The sequence below is a fragment of the Halanaerobaculum tunisiense genome (assembly GCF_054657635.1).
The window spans coordinates 1-17822 of record NZ_BAAHYI010000011.1 but is presented as its reverse complement, the minus strand read 5'-3'; the positions used below and the strand labels follow the sequence as shown (position 1 = coordinate 17822).

The following is a 17822-nucleotide window of genomic DNA, read 5'->3' as shown; positions in this document are numbered from 1 at the left end:
AAGTTATAACCAAATGCCAAACCCTAGTAAATAAACTGTACTAACTGCTAAAGTTAAATAATCACGTCTGGCTAACCTGAGGACCTTCATCCGACTTCTATTCTCGCCTCCCCGATAGCATCTAGCCTCCATTGCTAAGGCTAAGTCATCTGCTCGGCGAAAAGAGTTAACAAATAGTGGAACTAATAACGGCAGTAGGCTCTTGGCCCGTTGGACTAAATTACCACTTTCAAAATCAGCTCCCCGGGCTTTCTGAGCCTTCATAATCTTTTGCGCTTCCTCTAATAAAGTAGGAATAAAACGCAAGGCAATAGTCATCATCATTGCTAACTCATGAGCTGGCACCCCAAAGCGCTTAAAAGGATCCAACAACTTCTCTAAACCATCAGTCAACTCTAAAGGAGAGGTGGTTAAAGTTAATAGGGAAGTATAACTGATTAAAAAGATCAGCCGTAAAGCCATAAAGGAACCTAACCTCAAGCCTTCTTCTTCAATCCGTAATAACTTCCACTGCCACAACACCTGACCTCCTCTAGTCATAAAGATATGGATCCCGAAGGTAAATAAAATAATAAATAACAATGGTTTTACACTCCGCACTAGATACTTAACTTCTAATTTAGCTAACATCACTGTTAACAAAATAAAAGCAGCCAGGACCAAATACCCTCCAAAAGTATCTAGCAGAAAAATAGACAGAATAAATAAAGCAATAACTATAATCTTTATTCTGGGATCCAGTTTATGCACTACAGAATCCTGTTCAATATACTGACCAATCATAATATCATCTAACATAATCTACCCTCGCAGTGCTTGTAGTATTTCTTCAGCAGCTTCTGTAACATCAAATAGATCACAAGCCACAGCAAAATCCTGAGCTTTTAACTTTTGTAAAACTTCTGTTACTTGTGGAACCCCTAGATTAATCTTCTCTAAAAATTGACTCTGAGCAAAAATATCACTAGGCGATCCTTGTAAAACTAACTCCCCATCCTCTAAAACTAATACCTTATCCGCTAACTGAGCTATTTCCTCCATCCGATGAGAGATCAAAATAATAGTCAACGAAAACTCCTCTTGGAGTCTAACAATCTCAGCTAACAAATCTTTTCTGGCTTTAGGGTCTAACCCAGCGGTAGGTTCGTCCAAAATCAAAACTTCTGGCTTCATAGCTAAAACACCAGCAATTGCTACCCGTCTTTGCTGTCCACCTGATAACCGAAAAGGAGACTGATCTTTAAAAGATTCATACTCCAAATTAACCAATTGTAAAGCTTCCTTAACTCGAGGCTCGATTTCATCCTCAGCTACTCCTAAATTCCGCGGGCCAAAGGCAATATCAGCAAATACTGTCTCCTCAAATAGCTGATGTTCAGGATACTGAAAAACCAATCCTACCTGCTGTCTGATTTCTTGTAAATTATCACTAGCAGTAATATCTACTCCAGCAATATTGATCTGCCCAGCCGTAGGATCCACTAAACCATTTAAGGTTTGAACTAAAGTTGATTTACCAGAGCCAGTATGTCCAACTAGCCCCACAAATTCACCATGCTCAATAGTAAAATTAATATTCTCTAAAGTGTAATCATCTGGAGCTAAATCAGGGTTATAATTATGACTTAAATTACTTACTTCAATGAACATAATTCTGTCACCAACCTATCCACCTGATGAATATCAGTTGCTATATCGACTCCAGCCTGCTGTAATCTGACAGCTAATTCAGTTACTTGAGGTAGATCAAGATTATATTCTTGCAGCTGATCAACTTGACTAAATATCTGTTGCGGAGTACCTTCTAGAGCAACTTCTCCTTGCTCTAGAACAATAATTCTATCAGCCTGAATTGCTTCCTGCATAAAGTGAGTAATGTGGACTACTGTCATATCCAAATTACGATTTAAATCTTGGATAGTACTCATCACCTGTTCTCTACCTACTGGATCCAACATAGCTGTTGGCTCATCTAGCACTAGACACTCGGGGTGCATAGCTAAAATACCAGCAATTGCTACCCGTTGTTTTTGCCCTCCTGATAAATCATGAGGTGCCTCGCGGCGTAACTCTTCCATACCTACCCTTTGTAAGGCTGCAGTAACTCTTTGCTGGATCACAGCTGATTCTAACCCTAAATTTTCCGGGCCAAAAGCTACATCTTCTTCTACAATATTAGCTACTAATTGGTTATCAGGATTTTGAAAGACCATTCCTACTTGTTGTCTAATCTCCCACAGTTGGTCCTGATTACTGGTCTCTAAATCAGCTACCTGGACTCGACCTTGCTTAGGTACTAATAATCCATTTAACATTTTAGCCAGGGTTGATTTACCTGATCCATTGTGGCCTACAATAGCAACAAACTCGCCTGCCTCAATCTCTAAATCAATTTCTTGTAGTACCCAATCATCTGCTTGGTTATATCTATAGGAGACATCACTAATTTTAATTAATGGCATAATCTCACCAACCTGATATAAAAAAACAGCCATTTATACCGGACATCAGTCCAGTACCAAATAACTGGTCATGGCTGTTTAGAAGTATTAAATTCTAAATTAATTCTATTCCAAATAATAATCCAACTACTACTCTACTAATTCTAAAATAGCCATTTGAGAACTATCTCCTCGTCTTGGCCCTAACTTAATAACTCTTGTGTATCCACCAGTTCTATCAGCAAATTGGTCAGCCAGCTCATCAAATAACAGATCAACACTTTCTTGATCCTGCAACTTACTCATAACTTGTCTTCTAGCATGCTGACTACCTTCTTTAGCTTTAGTAATTATCTTTTCCGCAAACTTTCCTGCTTCTTTAGCTTTAGGAAGAGTTGTCTCCACCTTACCTTCTTGGAACAAGGAATTAGCTAAGTTAACTAATAATGCCTTGCGGGGAGCACTTTTGCGATTTAAACTACGTTGTGACATAGCATCCACCTCCTATATTCTATTATAATTCAGGGTGTTTTAGAGTTAAATCCAGTTCAGCTAACTTGGCCTTGATCTCCTGTAATGACTTCTTACCTAAGTTTCTAATCTGCATTAACTCATTTTCAGTAGTGGACGTTAATTCCTCTACTGTATCAATACCAGCTCTCTTGAGGCAGTTAGAAGAACGGACTGATAAATCAAGCTCTTCAATAGTAGTTTCTAAGATTTCATTCTTTTCTTCTTCTTCTTTTTCTACCATCACATCAGATTCACTGATTTCTTCATTTAAGTTAATTAACATATCCAGATGTTCATCTAACACCTTAGAGGCTAAGCTGATAGCATCTTCAGCATCCAGACTACCATCTGTCTCCACTTTAAGAGTTAATTCATCTAAATCACTTCTATCTCCTACTCGTGTATCAGTAACATCAAAATTAACTCTACGAATAGGGGAGAAATCAGAATCAACAGCAATCTCTCCAATTACATCCTCTTCGGATTCATTATCTTCCGCTCTAACATAACCTCGACCTTCTTCTACCACTGCTTCTAAGTTGAATTCTCCCTCACCAGATAATGTAGCAATCTCTAATTTTGGATTAAGAATTTCTAAATTACCACTAACTTGAAATTGATCAGCAGTCACTGTACCTTCTTGATCAGTATTAATCCTAATTGTTTGGGGTTCTTCTTCTTCCATCCTAATAACTAAATCTTTTAAATTCAAAATAATATCAGCTACATCTTCTCTAACCCCTGGTACAGTAGAAAATTCATGCTGGACTCCTTCAATTTTGATTGAAGTTATTGCCGCCCCTGGCATAGAAGATAACATAATTCTACGTAATGAATTACCAAGAGTAGTACCATAACCTCTTTCTAAGGGAGTAATCACAAATTCACCATAAGTATCATCGGATTCAACACGTTCAATAGTCGGTTTTTCAATCTCAATCATTAGTATTTCTCCCCCTTTGTTTATTAATCAACTTTAAGGGTAATATAAAGTGGTTCAGATCTGAACCACCTACCTGCTATTATCTAGAGTAGAACTCTACAATTAACTGCTCTTGGATTGGTAGATCAATTTCTTCTCTTACTGGTTCAGCTAATACCTTACCAGTTAATTTTTCTAAGTTAACCTGCAACCAAGAAATAACTTCTACATCTTGGTTATACTCTCTAACTTCTTTCATCCGCTTCATATTTTTGCTACCTTCTGCTATCTCAATCTCATCATCTACTTCAACACGATAAGATGGAATATCAACTCGGTCACCATTCACTTCAATATGACCATGCTTTACAAGTTGACGAGCTTCATTACGGGAAGTAGCAAAACCTAATCTATAAACAACATTATCCAATCTTTTTTCTAATAGCTGTAAGAACTGTTCACCAGTGATTCCTGGTTCAGTCTCTGCTTCCTCAAAGTAACGTCTAAATTGATTTTCTAACACACCATAAGCTCTTCTAACTTTCTGCTTTTCTCTTAATTGTAATCCATATTCAGATAAATTACCTCTTCTATTCTGTCCTTGATCTCCCGGCGCATAAGGACGACGTTCGATAGCACACTTATCAGTGTGACATCTCTCACCTTTTAAGAATAATTTTTCTCCTTCTCGTCGACATAATTTACAAACCGGTCCAGTATATCTTGCCATATTCCTTACACCTCCAAAGTATATTATTGTCTAGTGTTATACTCTCCGACGTTTTGGTGGTCGACAACCATTATGGGGAATAGGTGTTACATCTTTAATAGAAGTAACCTCAATCCCAGCAGCCTGCAAAGCTCTAATAGCAGACTCACGACCAGACCCAGGTCCTTTAACAAAGACCTTAACTTCTTTTAATCCATACTCAGCTGCCTCTTTAGCGGCCTCGTCAGCTGCTTGTTGTGCAGCATAAGGAGTCCCTTTTCTAGAGCCTTTAAATCCTAAATTACCAGCACTTGACCAAGTAAGTGTATTACCTTTTTGATCAGTTAAAGTAATAATTGTATTATTGAAAGTAGAACGAATATGTGCTTGCCCTCTTTCTACTCTCCTATTAGTATTTTGAGCCATATTATCCCTCCTTAATTATCTATTCTCCTGATTGATTTGGTCCTTTTCTAGTTCGGGCATTAGTCTGTGTCCGCTGTCCTCTAACTGGTAAACCTTTTCTGTGTCTAATACCTCGATAACTTCCAATATCTTTTAATCTTTTAATATCAGCCTTTTCCTGACGACGTAACTCACCTTCAACTACATATTCTTCATCAATTGCTGATCGTAGCTTAGCAATCTGGCTTTCTGATAATTCATGTACCTTAATCTCTGGGTCAACTTCTGTTTCCTCTAGAATATCTAAAGCAGAAGAGCGACCAATACCATAAATATAAGTTAATCCAACCTTTACTTTTTTATCCTTTGGTAAATCGACACCTTCTATCCGTGCCATAACTATTACACCTCCTGGTAGTAATTTATAGTTAAAACCTTAAGAATTAAAGTCGTTTTAAAATTACTTTAATTGTTTTGAATTTTAACTATCAATTATCAACTGTTCTCTATCCTTGTCGCTGTTTGTGTTTAGGATTCTCGCAAATAACATAAACTGTACCATTCCGACGAACTACTTTACATTTATCACAAATAGGTTTAACTGATGGTCGAACTTTCATGCTACCCCTCCTTTAGATCTATTTAGGATTCATGACGATAAGTGATTCGACCTCGTTCTAAATCATAAGGAGACAATTCAACAGTTACCGTATCACCAGGTAAAATCTTAATAAAGTTCATTCTCATCTTACCGGACACATGGGCCAACACTTCATGGTCATTTTCTAACTCCACTTTAAACTTAGCATTTGGCAGTGTCTCAACTACGGTACCCTCAACTTCAATAGGTTCCTCTTTTTTAGACATTAAGTCTATTAAACCTCCTCTATAAATAAAGATTAAGTTAAATTCAGTCCACCTTGATTTACAGACTCTCAATATATGATTATATCACAAATGAATCATTTTATGCAATCTTAACTAAAACTGAGTTAAAATTTGGGGTCCTGACTCTGTAATAGCTACTGTATACTCGAAATGAGCTGATAATTCTTCGTCCTGCGTTATTACAGTCCAACCATCATCCAAAGTCTTAACCCGTGGGGTACCAAGATTAATCATAGGTTCAATAGCTAAGACCATTCCTTCTTTTAATCTAGGCCCGCGATTGGGAGCACCAAAATTAGGAACTTGGGGATCTTCATGCATCTTCTTTCCGATGCCATGGCCTACAAATTTGCGGACTACAGAATAACCATTACCTTCAGCGTGTTGCTGAATAGCATGTGAAATATCAGAGACTCTATTACCAATCTTAGCCTCTTCAATTCCTTGTAAGAGTGATTCTTTAGTTACCTGTAATAGATCCTGAGCAGTAGAAGATACCTCACCAACTGCTAAAGTTTGCGCAGCATCACCATAATAACCATTAATTACTGCTCCAATATCCAGACCAATAATATCACCTGACTTGAGAGAATAAGAACCGGGAATCCCATGGACTACTTGTTCATTAATAGCAACACAAACGGTATTAGGAAATCCTTGATAACCTTTAAAGGCAGGCTCAGCCCCCTGGTCTAAGATAAATTCTTCTGCCAACTGATCAATTTCCTGCGTTGTAATCCCTGGTTCAATTTTATCAGCTAATAATTTATGAGTCTCAGCAACTATCTGACCAGCCTGCTTCATCAGCTCGATCTCACGTTGAGATTTTCTGATAATCATCTACTTTAACTCCTCTAAAACAGAAGTTATCTCAGCAAAAACTTGCTCCAGATCCTGTTCACCAGTTACTGAGTACAACAGATCTCTATCTTGATAATAATCAACTAAAGGAGCAGTTTTCTCTTGATAGACCTCTAGTCTTTCTTTAATTGTCTCTGGAGTATCATCTTCTCTTTGGTACAATTCTCCACCACATTGATCACAAATCATATCCTTCTCAGGCGGATCATATTCTAAGTGGAAAGTAGCTCCACAATCTTCACAAACTCTACGACCAGATAAGCGATTAACTACTTCCTGGTCACTGACTTCAATATTCAAGACAGCATCCAAAGAAAAATCCAACTCAGCTAGTGCTTCAGCTTGCTCAATTGTTCTCGGAAAACCATCAAGAATAAATCCGGCTTGACAGTCTTCTTCTTGTAGTCTCTCTTCTACAATACCTACTACAATTTCATCAGGCACCAACTGTCCTTGGTCAATATATTCTTTAGCTTTCTGGCCTAATTCAGTTTCATTTTGCATTGCCTGACGGAATATATCTCCGGTAGCAATCTGGGGCAGGTCATAAGCTGCTTCTAGACGAGCAGCCTGAGTACCTTTCCCTGCTCCTGGTGGACCAAGTAATACTAGACGCATAACTATCCCTCCCTACGAATTACTGCATAAAGCTCTCGTAATGTCGAGATAACAAGTGAGTCTCAATCTGCTTCATAGTTCTTAAAGCAACACCAACAACAATCAATAAAGCTGTTCCGCCAAACCGGGCTTGTATCCCAGTTAACTTAATAACAAAGTTTGGTAATACAGCCACAGCAGCTAAGAAAATAGCTCCTGCTAAAGTAATCCGAGTTAAGATTTTATCCAAGTACTCAGAAGTAGGTCTCCCAGGACGACGCCCAGGTACAAAACCACCTTTTTGTTTCATATTCTCTGCGATTTCTCGGGGATCAAACTGAATTGCAGTATAAAAATAAGTAAAGAAGACAATCATCACTGCATATAAAATTATATATAATGTTGACCCCGGACTTAAAGCTTCAGCAATAGATTGAGCCCAATCATACTGGATAATCCTAGCAATAGTAGCTGGGAATAATAAAACAGAAGAAGCAAAGATAACTGGAATCACCCCAGCCTGATTTACTTTCATCGGAATATGAGTATTTTGACCTCCATATACTTTATTCCCTACTACTCGTTTAGAATAACGGACTGGTATCTTTCTTTGCCCTTCTTGGATATAAATTACTACTCCAATCACTAGTACTGCAATTGCTATAAAGACTAATACATTAAAAATATTAATTGTTCCTGCTCTTAGTCCTTCAATGGTTGTCATCACTGCTGTTGGAAACCGAGAAATAATTGATGCAAAAATAATTATTGAGATACCATTTCCGATGCCTTTATCTGTGATCTGTTCACCTAACCACATCAAAAAGATAGTTCCAGCCGTTAAAGTGATTACAATAGTAGCTAAATTGAAAAATGTTGGGTTAGCAATTGCCCCTTGACTTTTGATCATCATTGTAATACCAGTTCCCTGGACTAATCCTAATACTACAGTAGCATACCGAGTATAACGGTTAATGATCTTTTTCCCTTCTTGACCTTGTTGTGATAGTTCCTCTAATTTAGGGATTACTACTGTTAATAATTGCATAATAATCGAAGAAGTAATATAGGGACTGATACTCATAGCAAAGATAGTAAATCTTCTCAGAGCACCACCAGCAAACATATCTAAAAACTCCAGCACACCTTGACCGGCAAAGAGTTGACCTAATACTTCAGTATCTATACCAGGAACTGGAATGTGGGCCCCAATTCTATAAACTACTATCATAGCTAACACAAATAACAGCTTATTACGTAATTCCTCAATTTTTAAGGCATTCCCTAACGCTGATAACATTTATTAAATCACCTCAGCCTTTCCCCCAACAGCTTCAATTTTTTTAACTGCAGATTTACTAAACTTATGTGCTCTAACAGTTAAAGACTTGTCTAATTCGCCATCGCCAAGAATCTTAACGCCATCTTTTTCTTTATTGATTAATCCAGCGTCTTTTAAATCAGCAATAGTAACTTCTTCCTCAAACCGATTAAGATCCTTGATATTAACAATAGCATACTCCGTCTTAAACTCAGCATTGGAAAATCCTCGCTTAGGGAAGCGTTTAAAATAAGGAGTCTGACCACCTTCAAAGATAACTCCTACGCTACCTCCTGAACGAGCATTTTGGCCCTTCGTTCCACGACCACTAGTCTTACCTTTACCAGAACCTACTCCTCGTCCAACACGTTTTTTATCCTGCTTAGAACCTTCAGCTGGCTGTAGATCATGTAAGTCTAATCCCATAGTTGTCACCTCCTTTAAAAAATTAATAACTTACTATCCTAATAATTCTTCTACTGACTTATCTCTTAGTTTAGCAACATTTTCGGCATCTTTCAAGCTACTTAAACCTTGAATTGCTGCTCGGACCATATTAATTGGGTTATCAGTACCTAATGACTTAGTTAAAATATCTTGGATACCAGTTAATTCAATAACAGCACGAATTGGACCACCAGCAATTACTCCAGTACCTTCAGAAGCAGGCTTTAACAATACTTGCCCAGCCCCAAAGACACCAGTGATCTCATGAGGAATAGTTGTATCAGTTAACGGAACTTCCACTAATTGATTCTTAGCAGTTTCAATCCCTTTTCGAATAGCAGCTGGAACCTCATTAGCTTTTCCAATTGCAGCTCCTACATAACCATTACCATTACCTACAACTACTAAAGCACTAAAACTAAACCGACGTCCACCTTTAACTACTTTAGAAACTCGACGAATATCTACAACACGTTCCTCTAAGTCTAAATCACTGGAATCAATAATCTCTCTTTTAGCTTTATTCATTTTCTTCCCTCCTTTATCTTAAAAGTCGAGCCCGCCTTCACGAGCTGCTTCAGCTAATGCTTTAATCCGACCGTGATACTTATAACCACCACGATCAAAGACAACTTCTTCGACTCCTTCTTCTAAAGCACGCTCAGCAATATACTGCCCTACAATTTGAGCAGCTTCAACATTACCACCATTCTCAATCTCATCTCTAATTTCAGTATCAACAGTGGAAGCTGACGCTAAAGTTATTTCTCTAAAATCATCAATAACTTGCGCATAAATATGATTCAAACTCTTAGAAACATGCAAACGAGGTTGAGTAGGAGTTCCTTCTACCTTTTTCCGAACTCGTTTATGTCTTCGCTGTCTAGCTTCTTCTTTATCTAGTTTACTCATGGCTTTCCCTCCTTTTCCACCAAAATTAACAATTATTAAGCAGTTTTACCTTCTTTACGTCTAATCTTTTCGTCAACATACTTAATTCCTTTACCGTTATAAGGTTCCGGCTTTCTAACTTCTCTAATATCAGCTGCTACCTGACCTACAAGTTGTTTATCAGCACCTTTAACAGTGATTTCATTCTCCTCCACTTCAAATTCAATTCCTTCTTCTGGCTCAATAACTACTGGATGAGAATAACCAACTTGCAATTCTAATTTATTTCCTTTCTTAACAGCTCTATAACCAACACCATTTAGCTCTAGTTTTTTCTCATAACCTTCAGTTACTCCTTCAACCATATTAACAATCTGGCTCCGAGCTAAACCATGTAAAGATTTATCTTCTTTAGAATCAGTAGATCTAGTAACAACTAATTCTTCCTCATTAACCTCAATATCTAGTCTAGAACTGAATTCTTCCGCTAGTTCTCCTTTAGGACCTTCTACCGTAACAGCAGTACCTTCTACAGATATTTCAACTTTTTCTGGGATTTCAACAGGTATATGACCGACTCGAGACATAATCTACACCCCCCTTGATTTTTAATTACCAAACGTAACAGAGAACCTCGCCACCAATTCCAGCTTTACGAGCTTCCTTATCTGTCATTACACCTTGCGAAGTAGAAATGATTGCAATACCTAATCCACCTAATACCTTTGGTAATTCCTCTTTATCAGCATAAACTCTTAAACCTGGTTTACTAATTCTCTTTAAACCAGTAATCACCTTTTCTCCCTTAGAACCATACTTCAGATCAAGAGTTATCGTTCCTTGAGCAGTATCCTCTTGTCTGTTGTAATCGTTAGTAAAACCTTCTTCAGTTAATACCCGAGCAACTTCTTCTTTTAAGTTAGATGCTGGGATCTCTACTTGATCATCATAAACTTGATTGGCATTTCTAATTCTCGTTAACATATCAGCAATCGGATCGTTTACAGACATAAATACTAACCTCCCTTCAAATAATCACTTATTTTACCAACTAGATTTTTGCACGCCTGGTAATTTACCAGCGTGAGCTAATTCTCGAAAACAAATTCTACATAATTCAAATCTTTGTAGTACACCATGAGATCGACCGCAACGTCTACATCTTCTTTCTTCGCGAGTCTCATACTTAGACTTTCTCTTAGCCTTTTCTATTTTGGATTTTTTAGCCACTATTTTCCCTCCTTTAGTTATTTTCTAAAAGGCATACCCATCTGGGCCAACATTTCTTTAGCTTCTTCATCAGTCTCTGCACTAGTTACAATCGTAATATCCATACCTAAGACTGTAGTAATATCATCAACTTCAAGTTCAGGAAAAACTGTGTAGTTATCAAGACCTAAAGAATAATTACCTCGGCCATCAAAAGAATTAGTAGGAACCCCTCTAAAGTCACGAACACGTGGTAAAGCAACGCTAACTAATTTATATAAAAACTCATACATTCCTTCACCTCGTAAAGTAACCTTGCATCCAATTGGCATTCCTTTTCGAACCTTAAAATTAGCTATAGACTTTTTAGCTCTAGTAACAACTGGCTGTTGACCGGTAATTGCCTCTAAATTAGCAACTGCTTCATCTAATAAATTAGCATTTTCCGGTGCCTCTCCTAGACCCATATTAACTACAACCTTTTCTAGCTCAGGAACTTCCATCACATTATCATAGTCAAATTCATCCATTAACGAAGCTACTATTTCTTCAGTATATCTTTCTTTTAGTACTGACATATTTGCTACCTCCTTTCCACCAATTAATCTACAATCTCATCGCAATTTTTACAGTAACGTACTTTCTCTCCACTATCTAAAAACTGCTTACCAGTCCGGGCTGGTTGATTACAATGTTCACAGACTAATTTCACATTAGAACTATGAATCGGAGCTTCTTTTTCTACAATACCACCTTGCGGATTATCCTGTGTTGGTTGAGCATGCTTTTTAATAATATTAATCCCTTCTACAATCACACGACTCTCCTGCGGAATCACTTTTAAGATTTCTCCTTGGCGTCCTTTATCTTTACCAGCAATAACTTCTACTTGATCACCTTTTTTAACGTGTACCTTAGGCTTAGACATACTGTCAACCTCCTTTCTGAATTCAAACAACCAATTATAAAACTTCAGGAGCTAAAGAAATAATGCGAGTATAATTTTCATCTCTTAATTCCCGAGCAATTGGACCAAAGACTCGAGTTCCAGTAGGGGCATCATTGTCATCAACTATTACAGCTGCATTTTCATCAAAGCTAATATAAGAACCATCATCTCGTTTTACTTTACGTTTAGTACGTACAATTACAGCTTTAACAACCTCACCTTTACCTACCATACCATCGGGAATTGCTTCCTTAACTGTAGCAATCACTACATCTCCTAACGAAGCATAGCGTTTTCCAGAACCACCTAAAACTTTAACACATAATAATTCTCTAGCACCTGAATTATCTGCTACTTGCAATGTAGATTCTGTTTGGATCATTATAGTCCCTCCTTCCGATCAGACAATTTAAATTATTTAGCTTGCCGAATTATTTCAGCAACTTTCCAGTTTTTAGTCTTGCTTAGTGGACGAGTCTCCACAATCTTGACCTTATCTCCTTCGCTACATTCATTATTCTCATCATGCGCTTTAAACTTAGAAGTTTTATTAATTACTCGTTTATATAGAGGATGCTGTTGCTTTCTTTCCACGGCTACTACAGCAGTCTTATCCATTTTGGCACTAACTACTTTGCCTATTTCCTCTTTTGTCTGTTTATCAGCCATAATACTCCCCCCTTATTAAGCTTGGTTAATACCTAATTCTCGTTCATTCATAATCGTCTTTACTCTAGCAATTGTACGCTTAACTTGCTTAATCCGACTTGGATTATCCAATTGCATTGTAGCATTCTGAAAACGTAAGTTAAATAATTCTTCTTTTAACTCACTTAACTTCTGGTCTAATTCCTGATCCGTTAGCTGACGTAATTCTTTAGCTTTCATCTTGCTCACCGTCCATTTCTCCCCGTTTTACAAATTTAGTCTTAATAGGTAGTTTGTGTGTTGCTAATCGCATAGCCTCTTGGGCAACTTCTTCACTGATACCGCCCACTTCAAACATAATCCGTCCCGGCTTGACAACAGCAACCCATTCTTCTGTTTCACCTTTACCGCTACCCATTCTTGTTTCAGCAGGTTTAGAAGTAACTGGTTTATCAGGGAAAATATTAACCCACATCTTACCATCACTTTCAAGTTGACGCGTAATGGCTATTCTAGCAGCTTCAATCTGACGATTTGTAATCCAAGCTGGTTCTAAAGCTTGTAGTCCAAAGTCACCAAAATTAACTTCAGTTCCCCGTGTAGCTTTACCTTTTAATCGCCCACGATGCTGTTTTCTATGCTTGATACGCTTTGGAATTAACATTTTACGGCCTCCTTTCTATTACTCTTCTTCATCCTCAACTTCTGGTAATATCTCACCTTTATTAATCCAAACTTTAACTCCAATCTTACCATAAGTTGTATATGCTTCTGTAAATCCGTAATCAATATCTGCTCGTAAAGTATGAAGTGGAACACTACCTTCATTATATTCTTCAGTCCGAGCCATCTCAGACCCACCTAAACGACCAGCACATTCAATCTTAAATCCTTCTACATCATCCTGGCGCATTGCCCGATTAAGTGCTTGCTTCATAGCTCTTCGGAAAGATACTCTATTTTCCAACTGCTGGGCAATATTTTCTGCTACTAATTGAGCATTCTTATCCGGCCGATTAACCTCTACTACATTAACTTGGACTTGTTTATCAGTAATTTCCTCTAATTCATTCCGTAATTGGGCTACTTCAGAACCACCCTTACCAATTACCATTCCTGGTCGAGCAGAATGAACATCAATCTTAATTCTATCTGCTGCTCGTTCAATTACAATCCGAGAAATACCAGCTTCGTACATTTTCTCTTTAATATGCTCTCTAACTTCTAAATCTTCGTGTAATAAATCAGCGTATTCGTCTTTATCAGCATACCATTTAGCATCCCAGTCTTTAATATATCCAACTCTTAAACCATGCGGATTAATTTTATTTCCCATCTCATTATCCCTCCTTCTCTGCTACTTTAACAGTAATATGACTTGTTCGTTTTTTAATTGGGCTTGCTTGCCCCATAGCTCTTGGCTTATAACGCTTCATTGTTGGTCCTTCATCTACATAAGCTTCCGAAACATAAAGTTCATCAGCAATCATACCATGATTATGCTCAGCATTGGCTATAGCAGAATTAAGTACCTTTTCTATCATTCCTGCTGCTTTCTTAGGTGTATTCTTTAAAATACCAATTGCTTCTGCTACATCTTTATCCCGCACTAAATCAATTACTAATCTTGCCTTACGTGGGGAAATTCGTACTTGTTTAGCAATAGATTTTGCTTCCACGAGTTTAACCCCCTTTACTATTTAAGTGATGTAGATCGTTCAGTAAACTCTCCGTGACCTCTAAAGATTCTAGTTGGTGCAAACTCACCTAGTTTATGACCTACCATTTCTTCAGTAATATAGATAGGAACATGCTTCCGTCCATCATGAACAGCAATTGTATGCCCTACCATCTGTGGATAAACAGTAGAACTTCGTGACCATGTTTTGATAACTTCTTTTTCTCCAGATTCATTCATTTCTTTAATTTTATCCAGCAGTTTCTGTTTTACGAAAGGCCTCTTGCGCGCCACTAGTTAGCCTCCTTCCAATTATTATTTTTGGTTGTTACCAGCTTTATCCTCATGTCTGCTTTTAACAATCATTCTATCAGACTTTTTGTTTTTACGTGTCTTTTTCCCCATAGTAGGTTTACCCCATGGAGTTACAGGATGTCTACCAGCAGGCTTTTTACCTTCACCACCACCATGTGGGTGATCATGTGGGTTCATAACTACACCTCGAACACTAGGTCTGCGACCTAACCAACGACTTCGTCCTGCTTTACCAATTGTAATATTTTCATGTTCTACATTACCAACCTGGCCTACTGTAGCTTTACAGTTAGCATTAATCAACCTTACTTCTCCAGAAGGTAATTCAACATGAACAAAATCCTCTTCTTTAGCCATTACCTGTGCTTGAACTCCAGCAGCTCGAACTAACTGACCACCTTTACCTGGTTTTAGTTCGATATTATGAATTATAGTACCAACCGGAACTCTATCTAAAGGTAGTGCATTACCTGGTTTAATATCAGCTTCAGCACCAGACATAAGTTGATCTCCTACCTCTAGTTCTCTCGGAGCAAGAATATATCTCTTTTCTCCGTCAGCATAATTCAATAAAGCAATTCTGGCAGATCGATTTGGATCATATTCGATAGTAGCCACTTTAGCTGGAATTCCATCTTTATCTCTTGCAAAATCAATCACTCTATATTTTCTCTTGTGTCCTCCACCACGGTGTCTAGCAGTAACTCTACCCTTGTTATTACGACCTCCAGTCTTCTTTAGTGGTTCTAATAAAGACTTTTCTGGTTCAGCAGCCGTAACATCCTCAAAAGTATCAACTGTCATATATCTTCGGGATGGGGTAGTCGGCTTAAATGTTTTAATTGCCATTCTTAGTCCCTCCTTTTTCTAAAGATTATACACCTTCAAAGATTTCAATCGTATCGTCAGCAGCTAATTTAACTCGAGCCTTTTTCCAAGCTGCAGTAGTACCTTCATGCCGGCCCATTCTTCGTTTTTTACTTGGCATCTTGCAAGTAGTAACTTTATCTACTTGCACATCAAAGATCTCTTCTATTGCTTGTTTAATTTGCGGTTTGTTAGCATCTAGTACAACCTTGAAAGTATACCAGTTTCTCTCTTCCATATCGGCCATACTCTTTTCGGAAATATGAGGTGCAATCACAATATCTCGTAAATCCATTATACTACAAGCACCTCCTCAACTTGATTAATAGCATCTTCAGTCATTAGTACTCGGTCACTATTTAAGATATCATAAACTGTTACCTGTTGGGAACCAATAACTTTAACTTCTGGAATATTGCGAGCTGACTTGTAAAGATTATAATCGCGAGCATCAAGCACAATTAATACCTTTTTATCAGCTGCATCAAGATTCTCCAAAACAGAAATCATTTGTTTAGTTTTAGGTTGATTAAACTCAAAACCATCAACAATAGTTAATTCTTCTTCCTCAAGTTTAGAAGTTAAAGCAGACTTAACTGCTAACTTTTTAACTTTCTTCGGAATATCTTTCTCATAACTACGTGGTTGAGGTCCAAATGTTGTTCCACCACCAACCCAGATTGGGGAACGAATACTTCCGTGACGAGCTCGACCGGTACCTTTCTGTCTCCAAGGCTTACGGCCACCTCCTCTTACTTCTCCCCGTGTTTTTGTCTTAGCAGTACCAGCTCTTTTAGCAGCTAATTGAGCAGTAACTGCCTCATGAACAACATGCTCATTTATTTCTACAGCAAACACATCTTCTTTCAGGCCTACATTTCTTCCTACTTGTTGGCCCTCAGTATTATATACAGGTAATTCGGGCATGATTTATCCTCCTTTCTAAGACTACTTTACTGCTTCTGTAATAGTTAATAAGTTTTCTTTAGGTCCTGGTACAGAACCTTTAACCAATAATAAATTCTTTTCCGGATCAACTTTAACTACTTCTAAGTTTTGAATTGTTACTTTCTCTCGACCCATACGTCCAGCCATCTTCTTACCTTTGAATACTCTTGATGGATCAGCACTCTGGCCGATAGAACCTGGTAACCTATAATTTCTAGAACCATGAGTCTTAGGCCCCATATTAAAGTTCCATCTCTTAACGGTACCAGTAAACCCTTTCCCTTTAGAAGTACCAGTTACATCAATCTTATCACCAGGAGTAAAAGTATCGACTGCAACTTCAGCTCCTGTTTCTAATTCTTCTACACCATCAATCCGAAATTCTTTAATATATTTTTTAGGTTCAATCCCATACTTCTCAAAATGACCCTGTAATGGTTTATTTACTCTAGACACCTTAGCATCCTCAAAACCTAACTGTACAGCAGTATATCCATCTACCTCTTCTGTCTTTTTCTGAATAACAGGACAAGGACCTGCTTCAACAACTGTTACCGGTATGACTTCTCCATTATCAGCAAACACTTGCGTCATACCAATCTTTTTTCCTAAAATACCTTTCATTTGACTACACCTCCTCAAGCTAACAAGCTATTATAATTTAATCTCGATATCGACACCAGCAGGTAAATCTAATCTCATTAGTGAATCAATTGTTTTTGGTGTCGGTTCCTTAATATCGATTAATCGTTTATGAGTTCTAATTTCAAATTGTTCTCTTGATTTACTATTTACATGGGGAGAACGCAAAATAGTAAATACTTCTTTTTTAGTAGGTAAAGGAACAGGACCAGAAACCCCAGCACCAGTTCGATTAGCTGTTTCTACAATCTTCTCTGCTGAATTATCTAATAATTGATGTTCATAACCCTTGAGTTTGATTCTAACTTTCTCTCTACCTTCTTCAGCCATTTATCTTCACCTCCGATTAACATTAATTAGACAGAAAAAAAGATGAGGAGAAAAAGCTCCTCATTTTCTTGTTATCCTGTCATTATTCAACGATTTCAGTTACCACACCAGCGCCTACAGTCTTGCCACCTTCCCGAATTGCAAATCTTAATCCTTCTTCCATTGCAATCGGTGAAATTAATTCTGCATCCATCTCAATGTTATCTCCTGGCATTACCATATCTACATCTTCTGGTAGGTT

Annotated in this window: 34 protein-coding genes; all 34 read right to left on the bottom strand. The window is 37.7% G+C overall.

Features of this window, described 5'->3' with window-relative positions; all coding sequences use genetic code 11:
• Positions 1–3: 3 nt before the first annotated feature.
• Positions 4–798: an energy-coupling factor transporter transmembrane component T family protein gene (locus ACYQ3D_RS09865; protein WP_459838195.1), complete on the bottom strand. Its 795-nt coding sequence runs from the start codon at positions 796–798 to the stop codon at positions 4–6.
• Positions 799–801: 3 nt separating this feature from the next.
• Positions 802–1650 (bottom strand): energy-coupling factor transporter ATPase, encoded by an 849-nt coding sequence (locus ACYQ3D_RS09860; protein ID WP_459838194.1) that lies wholly within the window; start codon positions 1648–1650, stop codon positions 802–804.
• Positions 1635–2462, bottom strand: a complete 828-nt coding sequence (locus ACYQ3D_RS09855; RefSeq protein ID WP_459838193.1) for an energy-coupling factor transporter ATPase — start codon at positions 2460–2462, stop codon at positions 1635–1637. The genes ACYQ3D_RS09860 and ACYQ3D_RS09855 overlap by 16 nt, the downstream gene beginning before the upstream one ends.
• A gap of 129 nt (positions 2463–2591) precedes the next feature.
• Positions 2592–2933: a 50S ribosomal protein L17 gene (gene rplQ, locus ACYQ3D_RS09850; protein ID WP_459838192.1), complete on the bottom strand. Its 342-nt coding sequence runs from the start codon at positions 2931–2933 to the stop codon at positions 2592–2594.
• A gap of 22 nt (positions 2934–2955) precedes the next feature.
• Positions 2956–3897 (bottom strand): DNA-directed RNA polymerase subunit alpha, encoded by a 942-nt coding sequence (locus ACYQ3D_RS09845; protein ID WP_459838191.1) that lies wholly within the window; start codon positions 3895–3897, stop codon positions 2956–2958.
• A gap of 79 nt (positions 3898–3976) precedes the next feature.
• A complete protein-coding gene (rpsD, locus tag ACYQ3D_RS09840) occupies positions 3977–4606 on the bottom strand; it encodes a 30S ribosomal protein S4 (RefSeq protein ID WP_459838190.1) in 630 nt (209 codons plus the stop codon).
• Between the two features lie 36 nt (positions 4607–4642).
• On the bottom strand, positions 4643–5011 hold the full coding sequence (rpsK, locus tag ACYQ3D_RS09835) for a 30S ribosomal protein S11 (protein WP_459838189.1): 369 nt from the start codon (positions 5009–5011) through the stop codon (positions 4643–4645).
• 19 nt (positions 5012–5030) lie between these two features.
• Entirely contained in the window at positions 5031–5387 is a 357-nt protein-coding gene (gene rpsM / locus ACYQ3D_RS09830; protein WP_459838188.1) for a 30S ribosomal protein S13, read from the bottom strand.
• A gap of 109 nt (positions 5388–5496) precedes the next feature.
• A complete protein-coding gene (gene rpmJ, locus ACYQ3D_RS09825; protein ID WP_459838187.1) occupies positions 5497–5610 on the bottom strand; it encodes a 50S ribosomal protein L36 in 114 nt (37 codons plus the stop codon).
• A 22-nt stretch (positions 5611–5632) separates the two neighbouring features.
• Complete coding sequence (gene infA / locus ACYQ3D_RS09820) at positions 5633–5857, bottom strand: translation initiation factor IF-1 (protein ID WP_459838186.1); 225 nt, start codon at positions 5855–5857, stop codon at positions 5633–5635.
• A gap of 114 nt (positions 5858–5971) precedes the next feature.
• A complete protein-coding gene (gene map, locus ACYQ3D_RS09815; protein WP_459838185.1) occupies positions 5972–6718 on the bottom strand; it encodes a type I methionyl aminopeptidase in 747 nt (248 codons plus the stop codon).
• Complete coding sequence (locus tag ACYQ3D_RS09810) at positions 6719–7357, bottom strand: adenylate kinase (protein ID WP_459838184.1); 639 nt, start codon at positions 7355–7357, stop codon at positions 6719–6721.
• 19 nt (positions 7358–7376) lie between these two features.
• The gene (gene secY / locus ACYQ3D_RS09805; RefSeq protein ID WP_459838183.1) at positions 7377–8636 is read right to left on the bottom strand and encodes a preprotein translocase subunit SecY; all 1260 of its coding nucleotides are present in this window, start codon (positions 8634–8636) and stop codon (positions 7377–7379) included.
• A gap of 3 nt (positions 8637–8639) precedes the next feature.
• Positions 8640–9083, bottom strand: a complete 444-nt coding sequence (gene rplO, locus ACYQ3D_RS09800; RefSeq protein WP_459838182.1) for a 50S ribosomal protein L15 — start codon at positions 9081–9083, stop codon at positions 8640–8642.
• 33 nt (positions 9084–9116) lie between these two features.
• Positions 9117–9632, bottom strand: coding sequence for a 30S ribosomal protein S5 (gene rpsE / locus ACYQ3D_RS09795; protein ID WP_459838181.1), 516 nt, complete (start codon positions 9630–9632; stop codon positions 9117–9119).
• Positions 9633–9650: 18 nt separating this feature from the next.
• Positions 9651–10016, bottom strand: a complete 366-nt coding sequence (rplR, locus tag ACYQ3D_RS09790) for a 50S ribosomal protein L18 (protein ID WP_459838180.1) — start codon at positions 10014–10016, stop codon at positions 9651–9653.
• A gap of 35 nt (positions 10017–10051) precedes the next feature.
• Positions 10052–10582: a 50S ribosomal protein L6 gene (rplF, locus tag ACYQ3D_RS09785; protein ID WP_459838179.1), complete on the bottom strand. Its 531-nt coding sequence runs from the start codon at positions 10580–10582 to the stop codon at positions 10052–10054.
• A 25-nt stretch (positions 10583–10607) separates the two neighbouring features.
• Positions 10608–11006: a 30S ribosomal protein S8 gene (rpsH, locus tag ACYQ3D_RS09780; RefSeq protein WP_459838178.1), complete on the bottom strand. Its 399-nt coding sequence runs from the start codon at positions 11004–11006 to the stop codon at positions 10608–10610.
• A gap of 33 nt (positions 11007–11039) precedes the next feature.
• On the bottom strand, positions 11040–11225 hold the full coding sequence (locus tag ACYQ3D_RS09775) for a type Z 30S ribosomal protein S14 (protein ID WP_459838177.1): 186 nt from the start codon (positions 11223–11225) through the stop codon (positions 11040–11042).
• A gap of 17 nt (positions 11226–11242) precedes the next feature.
• Complete coding sequence (rplE, locus tag ACYQ3D_RS09770; protein ID WP_459838176.1) at positions 11243–11782, bottom strand: 50S ribosomal protein L5; 540 nt, start codon at positions 11780–11782, stop codon at positions 11243–11245.
• Positions 11783–11805: 23 nt separating this feature from the next.
• Entirely contained in the window at positions 11806–12132 is a 327-nt protein-coding gene (gene rplX, locus ACYQ3D_RS09765; protein ID WP_459838175.1) for a 50S ribosomal protein L24, read from the bottom strand.
• A gap of 34 nt (positions 12133–12166) precedes the next feature.
• Positions 12167–12535, bottom strand: a complete 369-nt coding sequence (rplN, locus tag ACYQ3D_RS09760; protein WP_459838174.1) for a 50S ribosomal protein L14 — start codon at positions 12533–12535, stop codon at positions 12167–12169.
• A 32-nt stretch (positions 12536–12567) separates the two neighbouring features.
• Positions 12568–12822, bottom strand: a complete 255-nt coding sequence (gene rpsQ / locus ACYQ3D_RS09755; RefSeq protein WP_459838173.1) for a 30S ribosomal protein S17 — start codon at positions 12820–12822, stop codon at positions 12568–12570.
• Positions 12823–12837: 15 nt separating this feature from the next.
• Complete coding sequence (gene rpmC, locus ACYQ3D_RS09750) at positions 12838–13041, bottom strand: 50S ribosomal protein L29 (protein WP_459838255.1); 204 nt, start codon at positions 13039–13041, stop codon at positions 12838–12840.
• Complete coding sequence (rplP, locus tag ACYQ3D_RS09745; protein WP_459838172.1) at positions 13031–13465, bottom strand: 50S ribosomal protein L16; 435 nt, start codon at positions 13463–13465, stop codon at positions 13031–13033. The genes rpmC and rplP overlap by 11 nt, the downstream gene beginning before the upstream one ends.
• Positions 13466–13483: 18 nt before the next feature.
• Positions 13484–14137 carry a 30S ribosomal protein S3 gene (rpsC, locus tag ACYQ3D_RS09740; RefSeq protein WP_459838171.1) on the bottom strand — a complete coding sequence of 218 codons (654 nt, stop codon included), beginning with the start codon at positions 14135–14137 and terminating at the stop codon, positions 13484–13486.
• Between the two features lie 4 nt (positions 14138–14141).
• On the bottom strand, positions 14142–14480 hold the full coding sequence (rplV, locus tag ACYQ3D_RS09735) for a 50S ribosomal protein L22 (RefSeq protein ID WP_459838170.1): 339 nt from the start codon (positions 14478–14480) through the stop codon (positions 14142–14144).
• A 17-nt stretch (positions 14481–14497) separates the two neighbouring features.
• The gene (rpsS, locus tag ACYQ3D_RS09730) at positions 14498–14773 is read right to left on the bottom strand and encodes a 30S ribosomal protein S19 (protein WP_459838169.1); all 276 of its coding nucleotides are present in this window, start codon (positions 14771–14773) and stop codon (positions 14498–14500) included.
• 21 nt (positions 14774–14794) lie between these two features.
• On the bottom strand, positions 14795–15643 hold the full coding sequence (gene rplB / locus ACYQ3D_RS09725) for a 50S ribosomal protein L2 (protein WP_459838168.1): 849 nt from the start codon (positions 15641–15643) through the stop codon (positions 14795–14797).
• Between the two features lie 25 nt (positions 15644–15668).
• A complete protein-coding gene (rplW, locus tag ACYQ3D_RS09720; RefSeq protein WP_459838167.1) occupies positions 15669–15956 on the bottom strand; it encodes a 50S ribosomal protein L23 in 288 nt (95 codons plus the stop codon).
• Positions 15956–16588 carry a 50S ribosomal protein L4 gene (gene rplD / locus ACYQ3D_RS09715; protein WP_459838166.1) on the bottom strand — a complete coding sequence of 211 codons (633 nt, stop codon included), beginning with the start codon at positions 16586–16588 and terminating at the stop codon, positions 15956–15958. Before rplD ends, rplW begins: the two co-directional genes overlap by 1 nt.
• A 21-nt stretch (positions 16589–16609) precedes the next feature.
• Positions 16610–17233 (bottom strand): 50S ribosomal protein L3, encoded by a 624-nt coding sequence (gene rplC / locus ACYQ3D_RS09710; RefSeq protein WP_459838165.1) that lies wholly within the window; start codon positions 17231–17233, stop codon positions 16610–16612.
• Between the two features lie 30 nt (positions 17234–17263).
• Positions 17264–17581 (bottom strand): 30S ribosomal protein S10, encoded by a 318-nt coding sequence (gene rpsJ / locus ACYQ3D_RS09705; RefSeq protein ID WP_459838164.1) that lies wholly within the window; start codon positions 17579–17581, stop codon positions 17264–17266.
• Positions 17582–17663: 82 nt separating this feature from the next.
• The coding region (locus ACYQ3D_RS09700; RefSeq protein WP_459838254.1) for an EF-Tu C-terminal domain-related protein at positions 17664–17822 on the bottom strand (159 nt) is incomplete at its 5' end.